Origin of the sequence: Variovorax sp. TBS-050B, assembly GCF_029893635.1 — a bacterium.
Lineage (GTDB): Bacteria > Pseudomonadota > Gammaproteobacteria > Burkholderiales > Burkholderiaceae_C > Variovorax.
This window is the reverse complement of record NZ_JARXYR010000002.1, coordinates 2,962,023-2,982,928: the sequence shown is the minus strand read 5'-3', so window position 1 is coordinate 2,982,928 and position 20,906 is coordinate 2,962,023. Positions and strand designations below refer to the sequence as shown.

Sequence of the window (20,906 nt, the reverse complement as noted above, 5' to 3'; positions counted from 1 at the left end):
CGTGGCCCGTTTTTCTTTTGCCTGCCGCGGGCGGCGCTCAGTCCCCGCCGCCGCCTCCGCAGCCGCCGCCGCAACCACCGCCGTCGCCACCCGAGGAATCCCCGCCTCCGCCGTCGCCACCGCCGCCGCCCGACTCGCTGCCGCCGAAGCCCGCCGCATCGCCCGCGCTGCCGCCGTCCGAGGACGAGGAATCGCCGAAGCTGGTGCCGCAATGCGCGCCCGAGCCGCTCTGCCGGTCGATGTCGCGGCAGTCGGGCACGTAGGCGAAGCCGCCCGGAATGCCGAACTTGGCGTCGAGCGCGAACAGCAGCGGCAGCCGCGCCGGCCGGCGTGGGTCGATGCTCTCCTCCTTGCAGGCCCAGTACCAGCTGCGGCGCAGCCCGTCGTTGCGCCGCGCGTCGCGCCCGAGCACCTCGGCCGGGCTGTGGTGCAGCATGCCGCCGAAGGCCGCCTGGCACCAGTGCTGGTAGCCCTGCGTGTGCAGGATGAACTCGTGCCAGGCGGTGTCGACCACCTTCGAGGGCATCGCCACGAACCTGCGGCCGCTGCGCAGGTGGGCCATGAAGAACTGCCGCAGTCCGCGCAGCACCAGCTCGGCGTCGCGCCGGCCGAGCCCCGGATGCGCCGCCATCAGCTTGCCGAGCAGGAACGGCGGCAGCCGCGCCTCGCGGATGAACTGCCGGCGCAGGCTGCCCTGCATGTAGCCCAGCGCGGCCGCGAGCGCCCAGGCCGCCAGCACCAGCGGCAGCATCGCCCAGCCCCGGCGCGCGAAGAAGAAGGCCAGCGCCGCCAGGCCGGCGAGCAGCACGGCGCGCCGGGCCCAGACCAGGGCCGCGATGCGGCGGCGGAAATTCAGGTGCAGGAAGTCCAGTTCCATGCGGTCAGACCACCACCGGCTCCGGCTCGAGCCGGATGCCGAAGCGCTCGTAGACGCTGGTCTGGATCGCCTTCGCGAGCGTCATCACCTCGCCGCCGGTGACCGGGTTCTCGAGGCCGCCGCGGTTCACCAGCACCAGCGCCTGCTTCTCGTAGACGCCGGCATTGCCGACCGACTTGCCCTTCCAGCCGCAGGCGTCGATGAGCCAGCCGGCCGCGAGCTTGATGCTGCCGTCGTCCATCGGGTAGTGCACGATCTTCGGATCGCGCGCGATGATGTCCGCGCACTGCTCCGGCGTGACCGTCGGGTTCTTGAAGAAGCTGCCGGCGTTGCCGAGCACGCGCCAGTCGGGCAGCTTGGCGCGGCGGATGGCGCAAATCCAGTCGAACACGTCGCTGGCGCTGGGCGTGAAGTTGCCCGTTTCCTCCATCTTGCGTTCGAGATCGAGGTAGCCCACCACCGGCTTCCACGGCTTGGGCAGCCGGAAGCGCACGCGCGTGATCAGCGCGCGGCCCGAGAGCCCGAAATCGTTCGGCCCGGCCGGCACGTGCTTGAACACCGAATCGCGGTAGCCGAAGGCGCACTGCGCCGCATCGAGCGTGAACGTGCGGCCGGTGTCGAGGTCGATCGCGTCGAGCGAATCGAAGCGGTCCTGCAGCTCCACGCCGTAGGCGCCGATGTTCTGCACCGGCGCGCCGCCCACGGTGCCCGGGATCAGCGCGAGGTTCTCGAGGCCGGGATAGCCGTGGTCGAGCATCCACTTCACCGCGTCGTGCCAGATCTCGCCCGCGCCGGCCTCGACGATCCAGGCGCGCGGGGTCTCCTCGACCAGCCGCAGGCCCTTGATCTCGACCTTGAGCACCAGCGGCTTGACGTCGCCCGTGATCACGATGTTGCTGCCCCCGCCGAGCACGAAGCGCGGCGCATCGCGCCAGCGGGGGTCGGCCCGCAGCGCGGCCACGTCGGCCTCGCTCGCGATGCGCGCCAGGTGCAGCGCGCGCGCGGCGATGCCGAAGCTGTTGTACGGCTGCAGCGGGACGTTGTTCTCCACGATCATGGGAGAATTGTCGCATCCAGCTACCGTGAATCAGGAGAGAGAGTCCATGCCGTCCTTCGATACCGTCTGCGAACCCAACCTGCCCGAAGTGAAGAACGCGGTCGAGAACACCGCCAAGGAAATCGCGACGCGCTTCGACTTCAAGGGCACCGCCGCCGCGGTCGAGCTCAAGGACAAGGAAATCACCATGATCGGCGATGCCGAGTTCCAGCTCGTGCAGGTCGAGGACATCCTTCGCAACAAGCTCACCAAGCGCAGCGTCGACGTGCGCTTCCTCGACAAGGGCGACGTGCAGAAGATGGGCGGCGACAAGGTCAAGCAGGTGATCAAGATCAAGAGCGGCATCGAGAGCGAGCAGGCCAAGAAGATCACCCGCATCGTCAAGGACAGCAAGCTCAAGGTGCAGGCCGCGATCCAGGGCGACGCGGTGCGCATCACCGGCGCCAAGCGCGACGACCTGCAGGCGGCGATGGCGCTCATCAAGAAGGATGTGCCCGACATGCCCTTGACTTTCAACAACTTCCGCGATTGATGAGACGCCCCCCGAAGCGCCTGCGGCGCCTCCCCCCACTGGGGGGCGCACCCGGCGGCCCGGCAAAGCCGGTTCCGCGGGTGCCCTCGCATGGACACCTCGGATGAAAAGCCTGGTTGTCGCCGCGCAGTTGCTGCTCGCCACGGCGGGCGCCTACGCGGCCGATTCGGTCATGCTGACCGGCACCATCGGCAGCCGCGCGATCCTGATCGTCAACGGCGCACCGCCCAAGACGGTGGCGGTCGGCGAGACTTTCCAGGGCGTGAAGCTCGTGTCGCTGCAGGCCGAGCAGGCCGTCGTCGAATCGGGCGGCAAGCGCGTCACGCTGCGCATGGACACGCCCGTGAGCATCGGCGCCGGTGCCGGCACCGGCGCGGGCGGCAACCGCATCGTGCTGCCGGCCGACAGCCGCGGGCATTTCATGACGCAAGGGGCGATCAACGGGCGGCCCGTCACCTTCATGCTCGACACCGGCGCGACCACCGTGGCGCTTTCGGCGGCCGACGCGCAGCGCATCGGGCTCGACTACAGCAAAGGGCAGCGGGTGCAGATGAACACCGCCAACGGCGTGGCCCTGGGCTATCGGCTGCGGCTGCAGTCGGTGCGGGTGGGCGACGTCGAGGTCTACGACATCGACGCCATCGTCTCGCAGCAGCCCATGCCCTTCGTGCTGCTGGGCAACAGCTTCATCAACCGCTTCTCGATGCGCCGAGACGCGGACCAGATGGTCCTGGAAAAGCGATTCTGACCCTGGCCGCTCAGGCCTGCGCAGCCGTGACGACGATCTCGATCTTGTAGGCGGCGTTGGCCATCTTGGCCTGCACCGTCGCGCGCGGCGGGGTGTTGCCGGCGGGAATCCAGGCGTCCCAGACCTCGTTCATCGCCGCGATGTCGCCGATGTCGGCCAGAAAGATCTGCGTCATCAGGATGCGCGACTTGTCGCTGCCGACCTCGGCCAGCAGGCGGTCGACCATCGCCAGCACCTGGGCGGTCTGGCCGCGGATGTCCTGCGTGGTGTCGTCGGGCACCTGGCCCGCAAGGTAGACGGTGCCGTTGTGCACGGCCGTTTCCGAGAGGCGCGGGCCGACGTGGTGGCGGGTGATGGAGGCCATGGGTTTCCTTAGGGTGTTCAAGCTTTTTTCTTGGCGCCGAGCTTCGACTCGGTGCCGGCCGCCAAGCGGCGGATGTTCTCTCGATGCCGCCACACGAGCAGCAGGCTCATGACGACGATCGCGATCAGCGCCGTGCGGTCGAGCGGCCAGGCGATGTTGCCGCCGAGCAGGTAGTAGGCCGGCGCGAAGAAGGCCGCCACCAGCGAAGCGAGCGACGAGTAGCGGAAGAACACCGCGATGATCAGCCATGTCGCGCCGGTGGCGAGCCCGAGCCAGGGCGAGACGCCCACGAGCACGCCCGCCGCGGTGGCCACGCCCTTGCCGCCCTGGAAGCCGAAGAACACCGGATAGAGGTGGCCGAGGAAAGCCGCCAGGCCCGCGAGCGCGGCCACGCCTTCGCCCAGCCCCCACTGCGCGCCGAAATGCCGGATCAGGAACACCGGCAGCCAGCCCTTGAGCGCGTCGAGCAGCAGCGTCGCGAGCGCCGCGCCCTTGTTGCCCGAGCGCAGCACGTTGGTGGCGCCCGGGTTCTTGCTGCCGTAGCTGCGCGGATCGGCCATGCCGAGCGCCTTGCTCACGATGACGGCGAAGGAGAGCGACCCGATCAGGTACGAGACGACGATCGCGACGAGGGAAGGCAGGTCAAGGCTCAAGGCAGGGCTCCACGGAGGATGGATGTTCTTCGTTCTGGTTCTGGCGGCCGGCGCATCGCCGGCGGGCCGGCTATTCTGCCAGCGCGCATTCCACCGGCTTCGCGCCGAGCAGCCGCACGCAGACCTGCGGATCGATGCCGATCAGGTAGCCGCGCCGGCCGCCGTTGAGCACGATGCGCGGCAGCGCGAGGGCGCTGGCTTCGATGTAGACCGGCATCTCGCGCCGGGTGCCGAACGGCGAGGTGCCGCCCACCATGTAGCCGCTGTGGCGCTGCGCCACCTCGGGCTTGCAGGGCTCGACCGACTTGGCGCCGATCTGCCGCGCGAGGTTCTTGGTCGACACCGTGCGGTTGCCGTGCATCAGCACGATCAGCGGCTTCGCGTCCTGGTCCTGCATCACCAGCGTCTTGATGACCATGAACGGATCGAGCCCGAGCATCTCGGCGCCGCGCTGGGCGCCGCCGTGCTCCATGTACTCGTAGGGATGCTCGGTGAATTCGACCTTCGCCGCGCGCAGCAGCTGGGTCGCGGGGGTTTCGGAGACGTGGACGTTCTTCTTGGCCATGGCGGGCGCCGAGCGTAGCAGCGTCTGCGGCCTCAGTTCGCCGGGTCGCGCATCTCCCAGCGGATGCGGTCGATCTCTTCCAGCAGCGCCGGCGAAATCCCGGTGCCCCAGGCGTCGATGTCCTCGTCGAGCTGCGCCAGCGTGGTCACGCCGATGATCGTGCTCGCCACCTGCCACTTGGCGCGGCAGAAGCCGAGCGCGAGCTGCACCGGCGTGAGGCCGTGGTCGCGCGCGAGCTGGTTGTAGCGCCGCGCCGCGGCGAGCGCCTCGGGCCGGCCCCAGCGCAGCTTGCGCACCGATTCGTAGCGCGCGATGCGCCCCTCCTGCGGCGCCTCGGGGCCCACGATGCCGCTCTGGTCGTACTTACCCGTCAGCAGGCCGTAGGCCAGCGGCGAGTAGGCGAGCAGCGACACGCCGAGGCGGTGCATCGTCTCGTCGAGGCCGTTCTCGACGAAGCGGCTCGCGAGGTTGTAGACGTTCTGCACCGAGGCCACGCGCGGCAGACCGTGCTGCTCGGCCAGGCGCACGAACTCGTGCACACCGTAGGGCGTCTCGTTCGACAGGCCGATCGCGCGCACCTTGCCCGCCTTCACCAGCCCCGCGAAGGCTTCGAGCTGCTCGCGGATCGGGGTCTGCGAACGCTCCTTCTGCGGGTCGTAGTAGAGGTTGCCGAAGGCCGGCACATGGCGCTCGGGCCAGTGGATCTGGTAGAGGTCGATCACGTCGGTGCGCAGCCGCTTCAGGCTCGCATCGCACGAGGCCACGATGTCGGCCGCCGTCATGCCCTCGCCTTCGCGCACCCAGGGCGTGTTGCGCGCGGGCCCGGCCACCTTGGTCGCGAGCACCACGCGCTGGCGCACGCCGGGATTGGCGGCGAACCAGTTGCCGATGATGGTCTCGGTCGCGCCGTAGGTCTCGCGGCGCGTGGGCACGGCGTACATCTCGGCGGTGTCGATGAAATCCACGCCGCGTTCGAGCGCGCGGCTCAGGATGGCGTGGGCGGAGGCTTCGTCGACCTGCTCGCCGAAGGTCATGGTGCCGAGGCAGACGGGGGTGACGTGGAGGTCGCTCTGACCGAGTTGGATTTTCTGCATCGCCCGAATGTACTGTCGTCTGCCGGACTTCGCCGGCGCGCCGCGCTCCGTATCATCGGCCCCCATGTACCCAGCCCTCCGTCTCTCGCGCAGCGAATTCGTGCCCGTGCGCAACCTCCAGTACCACGTGCGCGTCTGGGGCAGCCCTTCCGCCGCACGCCCGCCGCTGGTGCTGCTGCACGGCTGGATGGACGTGGCCGCCTCGTGGCAGTTCGTGGTCGACGCCATGGCCGAGGAGCGCTTCATCGTCGCGCCCGACTGGCGCGGCTTCGGCCTCACCGCGGGCGGCGGCGTCGACAACTACTGGACGCCCGACTACCTCGCCGACCTCGAATGGCTGCTCGACCACTACGCCGGCGAAGGCGAGGCCGCGCAGGCGGTGGACCTCGTGGGCCACAGCATGGGCGGCAACGTCGCGATGCACTACGCGGGCGTGCGCCCGGGCCGCATCCGCCGGCTCGTGAACCTCGAAGGCTTCGGCATGCCCGCGCGCCAGCCCGAGGAAGCGCCCGCGCGCTACGGCCAGTGGATCGAAGAACTCAAGCGGCTGCACCGCGGCGAACTGGCACTCGCGACCTATTCCGCCGTCGACGGCGTGGCGCGCCGCCTCATGAAGACCAATCCGCGCCTCTCGTCCGACAAGGCGCAGTGGCTCGCCAGCCACTGGTCGGCCGGCCAGGCACAGCCCGACGGCAACGCGCGCTGGCAGATCCTCGGCGACGCGGCACACAAGATCGTCAATGCGAACATCTTCCGCGTCGACGAGACGCTCGCGCTCTATGCGCGCATCACGGCGCCCACGCTGATGGTGGAGGCCTCGGACGACAGCCTGCAGGGCTGGTGGAAGAACCGCTACACGCTCGACGAATTCCACCAGCGGCTCGCGTCGGTGGCCTCCGTGCGCATCGAGCGGCTGGCCGACGCGGGCCACATGCTGCACCACGACCAGCCCGAGCGCGTGGCGCGGCTGATCGAAGACTTCACCGCCTAGGCGTTCTGCCGCCCGGTCGCGCGGCGCAGCGCCGCGCGCGCGAGCAGCCGCGTCGAATCGAGCGTCGGCAGCGGCGAATTCACGTCGTTCATGATCAGCGGGATCTCGGTGCAGCCGAGGATGACCGCATCGCAGCCATCGTGCTCGCGCATGCGCTGGATCACGCGGCGAAAGGTGGCGATAGCCTCGGGCTTGAAGACGCCGCAGACCAGCTCGTCCATGATGATGCGGTTGATCTCCTCGCGCTCCTCGGCGGTGGGGCGGACGCATTCGAGCCCCATGGCCGAGAGCTTCTCGGGATAGACCTCGCTCTCGACCAGCCAGCGCGTACCCGTGAGCGCGAGGCGGCGGAAGCCGCGGCGCGACGCCTCCTCGGCCACGCAGCCCGCGATGTGCAGCCAGGGCAGCGGCGAACGCGCCTCGATGAAGGGCAGCGCCTGGTGGATGGTGTTGTCGGGGCAGACCAGAAAGTCGGCGCCCGTCTTCGCGAGCTTGTTCGCGGAAGCGAGCATCACCTCGCCCACGCCGCGCCAGTCGTCCTCGTAGATGTGCGTCATGTAATCGGCGAGCGAGGGCGTGTGCATCGACACCTCGGGGTGCGCATGCGGGCCGAGCAGCGCCGCGCCCTCCACGCAGATGGTCTGATAGCAGAGCGCCGCGCCTTCGGCGGAGCAGCCGACGATTCCGATGTGCTGGGTCATCCGCACATCCTACAAGCGGCCCGAGCGCGACGGCAACCGCGCGGGCCTACTGCAGGAAGGCCGGCTTCGCGTAGCCCGGGAACTTGCTGTCGACCACGGCCTTGAACTCCTTCGAGCGGTAGGCGTCGGCGATGTCGCGCGCCCAGGGCGTGTTCTTGTCCGCGCTCTTCACGGCGACCACGTTCAGGTAATAGTCGGGCGTCTTCTCGAGCACCACGGCCTCGGTGAGCTTCAGGCCCGACGAGATCGCGAAGTTGCCGTTGACGATGGCGTATTCGGTGTCGCCGAGCGAGCGCGGCAGCTGCGCGGCCTCCAGCGGGATGAACTTGAGCTTCTTCGGGTTCTCGGCCACGTCGCGCTCGGTGGCGCGCAGCGCGTCGATGCCCGGCTTGAGCGTGAGGAGCTTGTTCTGCTCGAGCAGCACGAGCGCGCGCGCGAGGTTGCTCGGGTCGTTCGGCAGCGTCACGCGGTCGCCCTCCTTCGCCTCGGCCAGCGACTTGCGCTTGGTCGAGTAGATGCCCATCGGCGCGATCGGGCCCTGCACGAGTTCGGCGAGGTCGAGCTTCTGGTCGGCCGCGAACTTCTTCAGGTAGACCTGGTGCTGGAAGAAGTTGGCGTCGAGCGAACCCTGCGCGAGCGCGAGATTGGGCTGCACGTAGTCGTTGAACTCGACCAGCTTCACCTTGTAGCCCTTCTTCTCGAGGATGGGCACGATGCCGACCTTGAGCTGATCGGCATTGGAGCCGGCGGTGCCGCCGATCACCAGGTTCTTCTTGGCCTCCTGGGCCTGGGCGAGCGAAGCGCCGCCGAGCGCGAAGGCGGCGAGCGAAAGGGCGAGAACGGAGCGGCGCAGCAGTGCGGTTTTCATGGAATCAGAAAGAAAAGAACAGAGGGGGAAGGAAAGAGAAATCAGCGCTTGTCGAGCCGGCGCGCGGTGCTGTTGCCCACGAACTGCAGGATCTGCACCAGCACCACGAGCAGCGCCACGGTGAGCACCATCACGTCGGTCTGGAAGCGGTAGTAGCCGTAGCGGATCGCGAGATCGCCGATGCCGCCGCCGCCCACCACGCCGGCGATCGCCGAGTAGGAGAGGAAGCTCACCGCCAGCACCGTGAGCGCGAGCACCAGGCCCGAGCGCGCCTCGACGATCAGCACGCGCCAGACGATCTGCAGCTCCGAGGCGCCCATCGCATGCGCGGCCTCGATCACGCCGCGCGGCACTTCGCGCAGGCACTGGTCGACCAGCCGCGCGAAGTACGGAATGGCCGCGAACGACAGCGGCACCGCGGCCGCGAGCGGCCCGATCGAGGTGCCCGCGATCACGCGCGTGAACGGCACCAGCGCCACCAGCAGGATGATGAACGGGAACGAACGCACGGTGTTCACCAGCCAGTTGAGCACCAGGAACGCCGGCTTGTTGGCGAGCGATTGCCCCGGCCCGAGCAGGAACAGCAGGATGCCGAGCGGCCCGCCGACGAGCACCGCGGCCGAGAGGCCGATGGCCAGCATCATGAAGGTCTGCCCGGTGGCGACCCACAGCTCCGGCAGGATCGGCGCGATGTTCTCAAACATAGGCCACCTCCAGCGCGCCCTGGGGCGCCGGCGCCAGTGCGCGCTCGCGGTCTTCGCGCGCCTCGCGTTCGCGGCGGCGCACCAGCGCGTCGATCTCGCGGCCCAGCGCGGTGCGGCGCTCGGCCCTGGGTGCGTCCTCCACCGCGAACTGCTCCACGAGGCGGCCCTTCTCCAGGATCGCCACGTTGCGGCACAGCACCTCGACCACCGAGAGCTCGTGCGTGACGATCACGATGGTCACGCCGATCTTCTGGTTGATGTCGCGCAGCGTCTCGAGCAGCGCGCGCGTGGTTTCGGAATCGAGCGCCGAGGTCGGCTCGTCGCACAGGAGCACCTGCGGCCGCGGCGCGAGCGCGCGCGCGATGGCCACGCGCTGCTTCTGCCCGCCCGAGAGCTGGGCCGGGTAGGTGTCGATCTTTTCCGACAGGCCCACGAGCGCGAGGCACTCGCGCACGCGCGCATCGATCTCGGCGCGCGAATGGCGGCCATGGATCTTGAGCGGAAAGGCCACGTTGTCGAACACCGTGGCGTTCTGCAGCAGGTTGAACTGCTGGAAGATCATGCCGATGTTCTGGCGCGTGTCGCGCAGCTCGCGGCGCGAGAGCGTGGTCAGGTCGCGCCCGCCCACGAACACCCGGCCCGCGTCGGGCCGCTCGAGCAGGTTGATCAGGCGCAGCAGCGTCGACTTGCCGGCGCCGCTCTTGCCGATCAGGCCGAACACGTCGCCCGGCTGGATGTCGAGCGACAGCGAATGCACCGCGTCGAACACCTCGCCGCTGGGCAGGGCGAAGGATTTCTGCACCGATTGAAGACGGATGACGGGTTCCGCGCCCACCGCGCGGCCCGCATCGGGCGAAGACTGGGTCATGAGGAAAAAAAGAACGGCCCACGCGAGGCAGGCCGCGAAGTTCGCAAAGGGTGCCGAGTATGTAAACAAAGGCAGCAAAAGGGAACGAACAAATCGGCGCTTGCTTATGCATGAAAACGCATAAGACTTTTTACGAGCGGACGGCAGGCCCCATATCGCCCATATCCATATGCGCATTCGTTCGTTCCCAAACGGCGGCGGCCCTGCCACAGTCGCGCCTCCTTTTTTCTTCCGCTTTCCGTCACACCATGCACTCCGCTCTCCACCGCCGCACCCTTGTCCTCGCCACGCTGGCCACCGCCCTCCTCGCCGGCGGCAGCGCCTTCGCACAGGGTGCCGACAAGAACAACATCAAGGTCGGCGTCTCGGTCGGCAACGGCGAACAGATCTTCGAGGTCGTCAGGAAGGTGGCCGCGCGCGACGGCCTGAACATCCAGGTGGTGGTTTTCAACGACTACCAGCTGCCGAATGCCGCGCTGGCTGCGGGCGACCTCGATGCGAACGCCTTCCAGCACCAGCCCTTCCTCGACAACCAGAACAAGGCCCGGGGCTTCGACATCGTGCCCGTCGGCCTCACGATCACCGCGCCGCTGGGCTTCTACTCGCGCAAGATCAAGGACATTGCCCAATTGCCCGACGGCGCCGCGGTCGGCATCCAGAACGATCCGTCGAACGGCAACCGCGCCCTGCTGCTGCTGCAGTCGGCCGGGCTCGTCACGCTGAAGCCCGAGGCGGTGAGGAACAACACCGCCACGCCGTTCGACGTGGTGGGCAACCCCAGGAAGCTCAAGCTGGTGCCGCTCGACGCCGCGCAGCTGCCGCGCTCCCTCGACGACCTGACGATCGCCGCGATCAACAACGACTACGCCGAGAAGGCCGGCCTCTCGCTGGCGAAGGACGCGGTGATCAGGGAGGGCGCCAAGGGTCCCTACGCCAACCTGATCGCCGTGCGCCGCGCCGACAAGGACAAGCCCTGGGCCAAGCGCCTCGTGGCAGCCTACCAGTCGCCCGAGGTCAAGCGCTTCATCGAGGAGAAGTTCAACGGCTCGCTGATCCCCGCGTTCTGAGGATGGTCCTTCCCCTGCCCGGGGGAAGGCGCAATCCGCGCCGATCTGCGGGCGGGCGACGGGGCATGAGAAAATGCCCGGTTTCCCCCGAACAGATCAGGACACCCCATGGACGCAGAACAAATCAACCAGATCGGCGCAACGCTTGCGGACCTGAGCGCCCGCACGGCTGATTTACGGAGGTATCTTTGACTACGATGCCAAGGCCGAACGTCTGAGGACGGTCAACGCATCGCTCGAAGATCCCAACGTCTGGAACGACCCCAAGAAGGCCCAGGAGCTGGGCAAGGAAAAGAAGTCGCTCGACGATGTCGTCGTCACGCTCGACCGGCTCACCAGCGGGCTCTCGGACAACACCGAGCTCTACGAAATGTCGAAGGAGGAAGGCGACGTCGACGGCCTGCAGGCCATCGCCGATGACGCCGCCCTGCTCGAAGCCGACATCAAGCAGCTCGAATTCCGCCGGATGTTCAACAACCCGGCCGATCCGCTCAACGCCTTCGTCGACATCCAGGCCGGCGCCGGCGGCACCGAGGCCTGCGACTGGGCCAGCATGCTGCTGCGCCAGTACACCAAGTACGCCGAGCGCAAGGGCTTCAAGACCCAGCTCGAGGACGAGACCCCGGGCGACACGGCCGGCATCAAGAGCGCGACCATCAAGGTCGAGGGCGAGTACGCCTTCGGCCTGCTGCGCACCGAGACCGGCGTGCACCGCCTGGTGCGCAAGTCGCCGTTCGACTCCTCGGGCGGGCGCCACACCAGCTTCGCGAGCATCTTCGTGTACCCGGAAATCGACGACTCGATCGAGATCGAGATCAACCCGGCCGACGTGCGCACCGACACCTTCCGCGCCAGCGGCGCAGGCGGCCAGCACATCAACAAGACCGACTCCGCGGTGCGCCTGACGCACATCCCGACCGGGATCGTGGTGCAGTGCCAGGACGGCCGCAGCCAGCACAGCAACCGCGACGTGGCCTGGAAGCGCCTGCGCTCGCGCCTGTACGACTTCGAGATGCGCAAGCGCATGGAAGAGCAGCAGAAGCTCGAGGACAGCAAGACCGACGTCGGCTGGGGCCACCAGATCCGCAGCTACGTGCTCGACAACAGCCGCATCAAGGACCTGCGCACCAACGTCGAAGTCTCGGCCACCCAGAAGGTGCTCGACGGCGACCTCGACGTGTTCATCGAAGCCTCGCTCAAGCAAGGCGTCTGATGAAGGCCGAAGCGCTGATCTTCGACATGGACGGCACCATGATCGACTCCATGCCCTGGCATGCGCGGTCGTGGGTCGAGTTCGTGGCGCGCCACGGGCTCGCGCTCGACGTGAGCGACATCCTCGCGCGCACCACGGGCCGCACCGGCGCCGAGTGCATGCGCGAGCTGTTCGCCCGGCCGCTGTCCGATGCCGAATGCCAGGCCCTGGTGCACGAGAAGGAAGAGATCTACCGCGCCCTGTTCAGCGACAACTTCGCCGAGGTCGCGGGTTTCGGCGCCTTCGCCAGGGCCGCCGTCGCGCGCGGCCTGAAGGTGGCGGTGGGCACGGCCGGCGACCGGCACAACATCGAGTTCGCGATGTCGCGCCTCAAGATGGACCCGCTGCCGCTCGCGATCGTGGGCGGCGACGAAGGCTTCGCCGGCAAGCCCACGCCCGAGATCTTCCTCGAAGCCGCACGCCGCATCGGCGTGGCGCCCGAACGCTGCATCGTCTTCGAAGATGCGCCCTTCGGCATCGAGGCCGCGCGCCGCGGCGGCATGCATGCCGTGGCCGTGTGCAGCACCCATTCCGCCGCCGAACTCGCCGGACCCCATGTGATCGCCGCGGTTCGCGACTACCACGAACTCGCCCATTCGAATTTTCTGGAGACCCTCGATGCTGCTGCAGCGTGACGCCCAAGGGCAACCCATTGCCATTCGCCGCGAAGACTATGCCGCCCCGGCCTTCTGGATCGACACCGTCGACCTGACCTTCGACCTCGACCCCGCCAAGACGCGCGTGCTCAACCGCATGCAGCTGCGCCGCAATCCCGAGGTGCCCGCGCAGCCGCTGCGCCTCGACGGCGACGAGCTCAACCTCGCGCGCGTGCTCGTGAACGGCCAGGGTGCCTCGTTCCGCATGGAAGGCGACCAGCTCGTGATCGACGGCCTGCCCGACAGCTTCGAGCTCGAGATCTTCACCACCTGCTGCCCGGTCAAGAACACCAAGCTCATGGGCCTGTTCGTGAGCGAGGACACCTTCTTCACGCAGTGCGAGGCCGAGGGCTTCCGCCGCATCACCTACTTCCTCGACCGGCCCGACGTGATGTCGACCTACACCGTCACGCTGCGCGCCGCCAAGGCCGCCTACCCGGTGCTGCTGTCGAACGGCAACCTCGTCGAGCAGGGCGAACTGCCCGAGGGCCGCCACTTCGCGAAATGGGTCGACCCGTTCCGCAAGCCCAGCTACCTGTTCGCGCTCGTCGCGGGCAAGCTGGTGGCGCGCGAGCAGCGCATCAAGGCGCGCAACGGCCGCGAGCACCTGCTGCAGGTGTACGTGCGCGCCGGCGACCTCGACAAGACCGAGCATGCGATGAACTCGCTGATCAACTCGGTGCTTTGGGACGAGGCGCGCTTCGGCCTGCCGCTGGACCTCGACCGCTTCATGATCGTCGCCACCAGCGACTTCAACATGGGCGCGATGGAGAACAAGGGCCTGAACATCTTCAACACGAAGTACGTCCTGGCCAACCAGGCCACCGCCACCGACGCCGACTACAGCAACATCGAGAGCGTGGTCGGCCACGAGTACTTCCACAACTGGAGCGGCGACCGCGTGACCTGCCGCGACTGGTTCCAGCTGTCGCTCAAGGAAGGCCTCACGGTCTTCCGCGACCAGGAGTTCAGCCAGGACCTCTGCGCCGACGCCTCGGCGCGCGCCGTCAAGCGCATCGAGGACGTGCGCGTGCTGCGCACCGCCCAGTTCCCCGAGGACGCGGGCCCGATGGCCCACCCGGTGCGGCCCGACAGCTACATCGAGATCAGCAACTTCTACACCGTCACCATCTACGAGAAGGGTGCCGAGGTGGTGCGCATGATGCAGACGCTGGTCGGCCGCAAGGGCTTCGAGAAGGGCATCACGCTCTACTTCGAGCGCCACGACGGCCAGGCCGTGACCTGCGACGACTTCGCGCAGGCGATCGCCGACGCGAATCCCGATTCGGAACTCGCGCGCCTGCTGCCGCAGTTCAAGCGCTGGTACAGCCAGGCCGGCACGCCGCGCCTCGCTGCGCACGGCGTGTACGACGCGCAGAACCGCAGCTACACCCTGAGCGTGGTGCAGAGCTGCCCGCCCACGCCGGGGCAGCCGACCAAGGAGCCCTTCGTCATCCCCGTCAACATCGGCCTGCTCGATGCGAACGGGCGCGAACTGCCGGTGCAGCTCGAAGGCGAGGCCGAAGCGACGCAGGGCACGCGCACCGTGGTGCTCTCGCGCGCGGGCGAGCAGATCACCTTCACCGGGCTCGATGCCGAGCCCGTGCCCTCGATCCTGCGCGGCTTCAGCGCGCCCGTGATCCTCGATTTCGAGTACAGCGACGCGCAGCTGCTCACGCTGCTGGCCAACGACCCCGACCCCTTCAACCGCTGGGAAGCCGGCCAGCGCCTCGGCCTGCGCGCCGCGCTGCGCGGCATTGCCGCGGTCGCGACCGACACCACGCCGGTGCTCGACGAGGCCTACCTCGAGGCGATGCGCAGCGTGCTGCGCCATCCGCAGCTCGACGCCGCCTTCAAGGAGCTGGTGCTCACGCTGCCGTCGGAGACCTACATCGCCGAACAGCTCGACGTGGTCGATCCGCAGCGCGTGCACCTGGTGCGCGAGGCCATGCGCGCCCAGCTCGCGACCGCCCTCTTCGCCGACTGGCAGTGGGCCTACGAAGCGCACCATGACACCGGCGCCTACACGCCCGACCCGACCTCCTCGGGCCGCCGCGCGCTCGCGGGCATGGCGCTCAACTTCCTGTGCCTCGCGGCGCGCGCCTCGGGCGACACCGTGTGGCCGGGCAAGACGCTGCAGCGCTTCAAGGACGCGGGCAACATGACCGACCGCTTCAATGCGCTCAACGCGCTCGTGTCCTCGGGCCACAGCCTCGCGGGCCAGGCGCTCGCGCGCTTCCATGCGATCTTCAAGGACGAGGCGCTGGTCATCGACAAGTGGTTCTCGCTGCAGGCCGGCGCCCCCGACCGCGGCGGCGACATCCTGCCGGTGGTCAAGCAGCTCATGAAGCACCCCGACTTCTCGCTCAAGAACCCGAACCGCGCGCGCAGCGTGATCTTCAGCTACTGCAGCGCGAACCCGGGCGCCTTCCACCGCCCCGATGCCGCCGGCTACGTGTTCTGGAGCGAGCGCGTGATCGAGCTCGACGCGATCAACCCGCAGGTGGCCGCCCGCCTCGCGCGCGCGCTCGACCGCTGGAGCAAGCTCGCCGAGCCCTACCGCAGCGCCGCACGCGAGGCGATCGCCCGCGTGGCGGCCAAGCCCGACCTGAGCAAGGACACGCACGAGGTCGTGACGCGTGCATTGGCCGGGAACTGAAGCAACCGAACACAGAAAGCATATGGCTCAACAACAGAAGATCTCCCTCACCCGCTACCTCGTCGAACAGCAGCGCGCCGACGGCCTCATCCCCGGCCAGCTGCGGCTGCTGCTCGAAGTGGTGGCCCGCGCCTGCAAGAGCATCAGCCAGGCCGTCAACAAGGGCGCGCTCGGCGGCGTGCTGGGCACGGCCGAGAGCGAGAACGTGCAGGGCGAGATCCAGAAGAAGCTCGACATCATCGCCAACGAGGTGCTGATCGAGGCCAACGAATGGGGCGGCCACCTCGCGGCCATGGCCAGCGAGGAGATGGACAGCATCTACGTGGTGCCCAACCGCTATCCCCAGGGCGAGTACCTGCTGATGTTCGACCCGCTCGACGGCAGCAGCAACATCGACGTGAACGTGAGCATCGGCACCATCTTCAGCGTGCTCAAGAAGCCGGACGACACGCCCGGCGTGCAGGAGGCCGACTTCCTGCAGCCCGGCACCCAGCAGGTGGCGGCCGGCTACTGCATTTACGGCCCGCAGACCACGCTGGTGCTCACCGTGGGCAACGGCGTCGCCATGTTCACGCTCGACCGCGAGCAGGGCAGCTTCGTGCTCACGCAGGAAGACATCCAGATCCCGGCCGACACCAAGGAATTCGCGATCAACATGAGCAACATGCGCCACTGGGACGAACCCGTGAAGCGCTACATCGACGAATGCCTGGCCGGCAAGGAAGGCCCGCGCGGCAAGGACTTCAACATGCGCTGGATCGCCAGCATGGTGGCCGACGTGCACCGCATCCTGATGCGCGGCGGCGTCTTCATGTACCCCTGGGACAAGCGCGAGCCCGAAAAGGCCGGCAAGCTGCGCCTGATGTACGAGGCCAATCCGATGAGCTGGCTGGTCGAACAGGCCGGCGGCGCGGCCACCAACGGCAAGCAGCGCATCCTCGAACTGAAGCCCGCCAAGCTGCACGAGCGCGTGAGCGTGATGTTGGGTTCGCGAAACGAAGTCGAGCGCCTGACCAGGTACCACGCCGAGAAGCCTTGATTTCTTGGCTATAATCTGAGGCTTCGCCGGTGTAGCTCAGTCGGTAGAGCAGCTCATTCGTAATGAGAAGGTCGGGTGTTCGATTCATCTCTCCGGCACCAAAAATCGAAAGCCCCGCTATTTTTTTGATAGCGGGGCTTTTTCGTTAAGCCTTCCGATCCGCGCGAGCGGTCGGCTATTGCAAACTCCATCGAACCATCATTCCTCGGAGCCCGCATGGCGATTTCATCCTCACACCAGCCTGAGGGCGCGCACCCGCATTACGACCGGCTGATCGCCGCGGCCCGCGCGCTGCCGCCGCTGCGCGTCGCCGTGGTCCACCCCGCCAACGCGCTCGCGATCGAGGCCGCGCTCGCCTCGGCCGCCATGGGCCTGATCGCGCCCACGCTGGTCGGCCCGCGCGAAAGGATCGAAGCCGCGGCCGGGGAAGCGGGGGCCGACCTCGAGGGCATCGCCATCGTCGATACCCCCCACAGCCACGCTGCCGCCGATGCCGCCGTCGCCATGGCCCTGCGCGGCGAAGTCGATGCGCTGATGAAGGGCAGCCTGCACACCGACGAACTCATGGGGGCGGTGGTGCGCCGCGACGACGGGCTGCGCACCTCGCGCCGCATCAGCCATTGCTTCGTGATGGACGTGCCCGGCCATCCGCAGCCGCTGATCATTTCGGACGCTGCGATCAACATCGCGCCCACGCTCGACGAGAAGGTCGACATCGTGCAGAACGCGATCGACCTCGCGCATGCGCTGCAGATGCCGGCCGTGCGCGTGGCCATCCTCTCTGCCACCGAGACGGTGAACACCAAGGTGCCCTCCACGCTCGACGCGGCCGCGCTCTGCAAGATGGCCGACCGCGGCCAGATCACCGGCGCCGAACTCGACGGCCCGCTGGCGATGGACAACGCCATCGACCCCGAGGCCGCGCGCATCAAGGGCATCGTCTCGCCGGTGGCGGGCCGCGCCAACGTGCTGATCGTGCCGGACCTCGACGCGGGCAACATGCTCGCGAAGAGCCTCACCTTCCTCGGCAACGCCTGTGCGGCCGGCATCGTGCTCGGCACGAAGGTGCCGGTGATCCTCACGAGCCGCGCCGATTCCGAAGCGGCGCGGCTCGCATCGTGCGCGGTCGCGTCGATGCTCGCGAAGGCGGGGCGCGAACGGCGGATCAAGGCCGTCGGCTGAGGCTCAGGCGCGGGTCTGTTCGCGCGCGGGACGCTGGAAGCCGTCGAACTGCAGCATCAGCTCCGCCACCTGCGCATCGCCCAGGCCCGCCGCCACGAAGGTGCGCAGCAGGTCCGCCACCGTGCTCGACAGCGGCAGCGCCAGGCGGCTGGCATGCGCCAGCGCCTGCACGCCCTCCATGTCCTTGACCATGTTGCGCATCGCGCCCGTGGGCGGCGCCTCGCGCGCGGCCATCTGCGGGCCGAACTCCTGCAGCGCCGCGCTGTCGGCCCGGCCGCCGGCCAGGGCGGCGGGCAGCTTGCGCGCGTCGACCCCGCCGGCTTCGGCCAGGCGCACCGCCTCGGCCACCGCCTGGTTGTTCAGCGCGCACAGCACCTGGTTCACGAGCTTGGTGGTCTGGCCGGCGCCCGACGGGCCCATGTGCGTGTAGTTGGCGCACAGGTCGCGCATCAGTTCATGGGCATGCGCCACCGCTTCGGCAGTGCCGCCCGCCATCACCGTGAGCTTGCCGATCAGCGCCTTCGGCGCGCCGCCCGACAGGGGCGCGTCCACCCAGGCGGCACCGCAGCGCTCCTCGAGCATCTGCGCAAGGCGGCGCGTGGCGGGCGGGTTGATCGACGACATGTCGATCAGCACCGCCGAACGCTCCATCGAAGCGGCCGCGCCGTCCGCGCCGAACACCGCCTGCTCGACGATCTCGGCGGAATTGAGGCAGGTGATGACGAATTCGCAGCCGCGCGCCGCCTCGGCGGCCGTGGCCGCGGCGACACCGCCGCGCTCGACCAGCGGCTTGAGCTTGTCGGGGCTGCGCGTGTGCAGCCGCACCGAATGGCCGCAGTCGAGAAAGCGCTGCGCGATGGCGCTGCCCATCATGCCGACGCCGATGATGGCGACGGTGCGGGGCGTGGAAGCAAGAGTGGTCATGAAGCAGATCCCTGGGAATTGATATAGCAGTCGCTTTGGAAGCAGCCTCGATTCTCGGCCAGCCGCAAGCAGATCGATGTCGCCGATCACTTGCGGCGGTAGCTCTTCGCACCGCTGTCGCTGAGGCAGTACTCGCCGCCGCGCGGCCCCACGCAGATCCGCCCCGAGCGGCAACTGCATTCCGTGTCGCCCGGGCTGCGCGCGGCAGGCGGCGCAAACGCACGCGCCGCACCACCCATCTCGGCGGCGCAGCTCTTTTTGGACCCGCTGATCGAGCCGTCGTTGCAGACGAACAATTCGCCGTTGCAATGGGCGACGCCACCCTTGCGCCCCGAGCATGGGTAGTTGGCCGCATGCACGGACAGGGCCAACGCACCCACGGCGGCGAACCAGGCCAGTCTCATGGCACACCGCTCAGCAGAATCTTCCCGAACGCCTCCGGTGCCAGCCGCGGAATGTCGTGCGCGCAGTCGAGACCGTGCGTCTCCCATGCAGGGTCGCGCCGCAGCCGCTCGTACAGCGCGAGGAAGGGGCTCCCCTCCCAGCCCAGTGCCGCGACATAGACCTTGTGGCGCACCTGCCGCCAATCGCCGGTCAACGTGACGGCCTGCAGAAAGGTCGCGATCGGATGCGGCCGGCATCGCTGGTCGAGATGTCCCGGCGCGGCGCAGTTCAGGCCGTCGGCGGCCACGCCCGCGATGAAGCGGTCGCGGTAGCTCTGGCTCGTGAGCGACCACAGCGATTCGCCGTGCGCGGGCACATAGGCGTCGGCATAGACGATCGTGTCGACGCGCGACGGCAGCCGGTCGGCCGCGCCGGTGATGACCATGCCCGCATACGAATGGCCGACGAGCACCGAGGGCGCATCGCCCGCCGCCAGCGCCTCGACCACCTCGCCGATGTGCGTCGCGAGATTGAGGGCGCCGTGCGCAGGCCTGTCGTCGCCCAGCCCCGAGAGCGTGAGCGCCTGCACGTCGTGGCCCGCGCCGCGCAGCACCTGCCCCACCGCATCGAAAGCCCAGCCGCCATGCCAGCCGCCCGGCACCAGAACGAATCTCGCCATCTGCCTGCTCCTCGATCGATCCGAGCGCCGGATTGTCGCTTCGGGGCCGTGCCCGCACAATGAACGCGCACGCGCCGTTCACACCGCCCCCATCGAAGGAGACACCCGATGAAGTTCCGCGAACTCGCCACCGGCCTGCAGTTCCCCGAAGGCCCCGTCGCCATGGACGACGGCTCGGTGCTGCTGGTCGAGATCGCGCGCGGCACGCTCACGCGTGTGCGGCACGACGGGCTGGTGCAGGTGGTGGCCGACCTCGGCGGCGGACCGAACGGCGCGGCGATGGGGCCGGACGGCGCGGTGTACGTCTGCAACAACGGCGGCTTCCGCTGGCACACTGAAGCCGACGGCTGCCAGCGCCCCGTGGGCCAGGCCGACGACTATTCGGGCGGCCGCATCGAGCGCGTGAACCTCGCCACCGGCCGCGCCGAGCGGCTCTTCGAGAGCGTCGACGGCGCGCCGCTGCGCGGGCCCAACGACCTGGTGTTCGACGAACACGGCGGCTTCTACTTCACCGACCTCGGCAAGGTGCGCGAGCGCGACATGGACCGCGGCGGCGTGTTCTACGGCCTGGCCGACGGCAGCGGCGCGCATGCAGTGGCGCGGCCGGTGATGACGCCCAACGGCATCGCGCTCTCGCCCGACGGCCGCACGCTCTACTACGCCGAGACCGAGGGCGCGCGGCTCTGGGCCTTCGACGTCACCGCGCCGGGCCGCGTGCGCAAGGACGGCTGGCCCTCGCCGCATGGCGGACGCATGCTCTGCGCTTCACCGGGCGGGCACTACCAGCGCTTCGATTCGATGGCGGCCGATGCGCTTGGCAACCTCTGCGTGGCGACGCTGCTGCACGGCGGCATCACCATCGTCGCGCCCGACGGCAGCAGCTGCGAACACGTGCCGCTGCCCGACCGCTACACCACCAACATCTGCTTTGGCGGGCGCGACATGCGCACGGCCTACGTCACGCTCTCGGGCAGCGGGCGGCTGATCGCGATCGACGACTGGCCCACGCCGGGGCTGCGCCTGCACGCTCAGGCCTGAAGGC

The 20,906-nt window shown here is 68.7% G+C and carries 23 protein-coding genes and 1 tRNA gene; 11 read left to right on the top strand and 13 right to left on the bottom strand.

Features of this window, described 5'->3' with window-relative positions; translation table 11 throughout:
• Positions 1 to 37: 37 nt before the first annotated feature.
• Both M2165_RS16885 and murB read right to left on the bottom strand, forming a co-directional pair.
• The gene (locus tag M2165_RS16885; protein ID WP_280815747.1) at positions 38 to 877 is read right to left on the bottom strand and encodes a hypothetical protein; all 840 of its coding nucleotides are present in this window, start codon (positions 875 to 877) and stop codon (positions 38 to 40) included.
• Positions 878 to 881: 4 nt separating this feature from the next.
• Positions 882 to 1,934: a UDP-N-acetylmuramate dehydrogenase gene (murB, locus tag M2165_RS16880; protein ID WP_280815746.1), complete on the bottom strand. Its 1,053-nt coding sequence runs from the start codon at positions 1,932 to 1,934 to the stop codon at positions 882 to 884.
• A gap of 46 nt (positions 1,935 to 1,980) precedes the next feature.
• Between murB and M2165_RS16875 the strand changes: the two genes are divergently transcribed.
• Together M2165_RS16875 and M2165_RS16870 are read left to right on the top strand one after the other, a co-directional pair.
• Positions 1,981 to 2,466, top strand: coding sequence for a YajQ family cyclic di-GMP-binding protein (locus tag M2165_RS16875; protein ID WP_176667230.1), 486 nt, complete (start codon positions 1,981 to 1,983; stop codon positions 2,464 to 2,466).
• A gap of 103 nt (positions 2,467 to 2,569) precedes the next feature.
• Positions 2,570 to 3,214: a retropepsin-like aspartic protease gene (locus tag M2165_RS16870; RefSeq protein ID WP_280815745.1), complete on the top strand. Its 645-nt coding sequence runs from the start codon at positions 2,570 to 2,572 to the stop codon at positions 3,212 to 3,214.
• Positions 3,215 to 3,224: 10 nt separating this feature from the next.
• Here the strand turns inward: M2165_RS16870 and M2165_RS16865 are convergent, their stop codons facing one another.
• The 4 genes from M2165_RS16865 to M2165_RS16850 all read right to left on the bottom strand — a co-directional run bounded on the left by M2165_RS16865 (position 3,225) and on the right by M2165_RS16850 (position 5,890).
• On the bottom strand, positions 3,225 to 3,578 hold the full coding sequence (locus M2165_RS16865; protein ID WP_280815744.1) for a RidA family protein: 354 nt from the start codon (positions 3,576 to 3,578) through the stop codon (positions 3,225 to 3,227).
• Between the two features lie 17 nt (positions 3,579 to 3,595).
• Entirely contained in the window at positions 3,596 to 4,231 is a 636-nt protein-coding gene (gene plsY, locus M2165_RS16860) for a glycerol-3-phosphate 1-O-acyltransferase PlsY (RefSeq protein ID WP_280815743.1), read from the bottom strand.
• 70 nt (positions 4,232 to 4,301) lie between these two features.
• A complete protein-coding gene (locus M2165_RS16855; RefSeq protein ID WP_280815742.1) occupies positions 4,302 to 4,796 on the bottom strand; it encodes an aminoacyl-tRNA deacylase in 495 nt (164 codons plus the stop codon).
• A 32-nt stretch (positions 4,797 to 4,828) separates the two neighbouring features.
• Positions 4,829 to 5,890 (bottom strand): aldo/keto reductase, encoded by a 1,062-nt coding sequence (locus tag M2165_RS16850; protein WP_280815741.1) that lies wholly within the window; start codon positions 5,888 to 5,890, stop codon positions 4,829 to 4,831.
• A 64-nt stretch (positions 5,891 to 5,954) separates the two neighbouring features.
• Here M2165_RS16850 and M2165_RS16845 point away from each other — a divergent pair, with 64 nt between their 5' ends.
• On the top strand, positions 5,955 to 6,881 hold the full coding sequence (locus M2165_RS16845; protein WP_280815740.1) for an alpha/beta hydrolase: 927 nt from the start codon (positions 5,955 to 5,957) through the stop codon (positions 6,879 to 6,881).
• On the opposite strand, the gene M2165_RS16840 is transcribed toward M2165_RS16845, so the two are convergent.
• From M2165_RS16840 to M2165_RS16825, 4 genes are read right to left on the bottom strand one after another with little or no spacing between them, the layout of a single operon-like run.
• Positions 6,878 to 7,582, bottom strand: coding sequence for an amino acid racemase (locus M2165_RS16840; RefSeq protein WP_280815739.1), 705 nt, complete (start codon positions 7,580 to 7,582; stop codon positions 6,878 to 6,880). The two genes, M2165_RS16845 and M2165_RS16840, sit on opposite strands and share 4 nt — an antisense overlap.
• A 46-nt stretch (positions 7,583 to 7,628) precedes the next feature.
• A complete protein-coding gene (locus tag M2165_RS16835) occupies positions 7,629 to 8,450 on the bottom strand; it encodes a MetQ/NlpA family ABC transporter substrate-binding protein (protein WP_280815738.1) in 822 nt (273 codons plus the stop codon).
• A gap of 41 nt (positions 8,451 to 8,491) precedes the next feature.
• Positions 8,492 to 9,154: a methionine ABC transporter permease gene (locus tag M2165_RS16830; RefSeq protein ID WP_280815737.1), complete on the bottom strand. Its 663-nt coding sequence runs from the start codon at positions 9,152 to 9,154 to the stop codon at positions 8,492 to 8,494.
• Complete coding sequence (locus M2165_RS16825; protein WP_280815736.1) at positions 9,147 to 10,022, bottom strand: ATP-binding cassette domain-containing protein; 876 nt, start codon at positions 10,020 to 10,022, stop codon at positions 9,147 to 9,149. Before M2165_RS16825 ends, M2165_RS16830 begins: the two co-directional genes overlap by 8 nt.
• A gap of 248 nt (positions 10,023 to 10,270) precedes the next feature.
• On the opposite strand from M2165_RS16825, the gene M2165_RS16820 reads away from it, so the two are divergent.
• The 7 genes from M2165_RS16820 (at position 10,271) to M2165_RS16790 (ending at position 17,877) form a co-directional block, all read left to right on the top strand.
• Positions 10,271 to 11,089 (top strand): MetQ/NlpA family ABC transporter substrate-binding protein, encoded by an 819-nt coding sequence (locus tag M2165_RS16820; RefSeq protein WP_280815735.1) that lies wholly within the window; start codon positions 10,271 to 10,273, stop codon positions 11,087 to 11,089.
• 108 nt (positions 11,090 to 11,197) lie between these two features.
• Positions 11,198 to 12,302 (top strand): peptide chain release factor 2 gene (gene prfB, locus M2165_RS16815; RefSeq protein ID WP_280815734.1). Its coding sequence is split into 2 segments (ribosomal slippage): positions 11,198 to 11,278 and positions 11,280 to 12,302, totalling 1,104 coding nucleotides; the frame shifts between segments, so codons are not numbered across the junction.
• The gene (locus M2165_RS16810) at positions 12,302 to 12,976 is read left to right on the top strand and encodes an HAD family phosphatase (RefSeq protein ID WP_280815733.1); all 675 of its coding nucleotides are present in this window, start codon (positions 12,302 to 12,304) and stop codon (positions 12,974 to 12,976) included. The genes prfB and M2165_RS16810 overlap by 1 nt, the downstream gene beginning before the upstream one ends.
• Positions 12,960 to 15,656, top strand: coding sequence for an aminopeptidase N (pepN, locus tag M2165_RS16805; RefSeq protein WP_280815732.1), 2,697 nt, complete (start codon positions 12,960 to 12,962; stop codon positions 15,654 to 15,656). The genes M2165_RS16810 and pepN overlap by 17 nt, the downstream gene beginning before the upstream one ends.
• Before the next feature lie 22 nt (positions 15,657 to 15,678).
• On the top strand, positions 15,679 to 16,695 hold the full coding sequence (locus tag M2165_RS16800; protein WP_280815731.1) for a class 1 fructose-bisphosphatase: 1,017 nt from the start codon (positions 15,679 to 15,681) through the stop codon (positions 16,693 to 16,695).
• Positions 16,696 to 16,720: 25 nt separating this feature from the next.
• Positions 16,721 to 16,796: transfer RNA gene (locus tag M2165_RS16795), tRNA-Thr, on the top strand.
• Positions 16,797 to 16,911: 115 nt separating this feature from the next.
• Positions 16,912 to 17,877 (top strand): bifunctional enoyl-CoA hydratase/phosphate acetyltransferase, encoded by a 966-nt coding sequence (locus tag M2165_RS16790; protein WP_280815730.1) that lies wholly within the window; start codon positions 16,912 to 16,914, stop codon positions 17,875 to 17,877.
• A gap of 3 nt (positions 17,878 to 17,880) precedes the next feature.
• Here M2165_RS16790 and M2165_RS16785 read toward each other — a convergent pair whose 3' ends face one another.
• The 3 genes from M2165_RS16785 to M2165_RS16775 all read right to left on the bottom strand — a co-directional run bounded on the left by M2165_RS16785 (position 17,881) and on the right by M2165_RS16775 (position 19,864).
• Positions 17,881 to 18,801: an NAD(P)-dependent oxidoreductase gene (locus tag M2165_RS16785; RefSeq protein WP_280815729.1), complete on the bottom strand. Its 921-nt coding sequence runs from the start codon at positions 18,799 to 18,801 to the stop codon at positions 17,881 to 17,883.
• 86 nt (positions 18,802 to 18,887) lie between these two features.
• The gene (locus tag M2165_RS16780) at positions 18,888 to 19,205 is read right to left on the bottom strand and encodes a hypothetical protein (RefSeq protein ID WP_280815728.1); all 318 of its coding nucleotides are present in this window, start codon (positions 19,203 to 19,205) and stop codon (positions 18,888 to 18,890) included.
• The gene (locus M2165_RS16775) at positions 19,202 to 19,864 is read right to left on the bottom strand and encodes an alpha/beta hydrolase (RefSeq protein ID WP_280815727.1); all 663 of its coding nucleotides are present in this window, start codon (positions 19,862 to 19,864) and stop codon (positions 19,202 to 19,204) included. Before M2165_RS16775 ends, M2165_RS16780 begins: the two co-directional genes overlap by 4 nt.
• 108 nt (positions 19,865 to 19,972) lie before the next feature.
• On the opposite strand from M2165_RS16775, the gene M2165_RS16770 reads away from it, so the two are divergent.
• Complete coding sequence (locus M2165_RS16770; protein ID WP_280815726.1) at positions 19,973 to 20,902, top strand: SMP-30/gluconolactonase/LRE family protein; 930 nt, start codon at positions 19,973 to 19,975, stop codon at positions 20,900 to 20,902.
• The last annotated feature ends 4 nt before the right edge of the window (positions 20,903 to 20,906 follow it).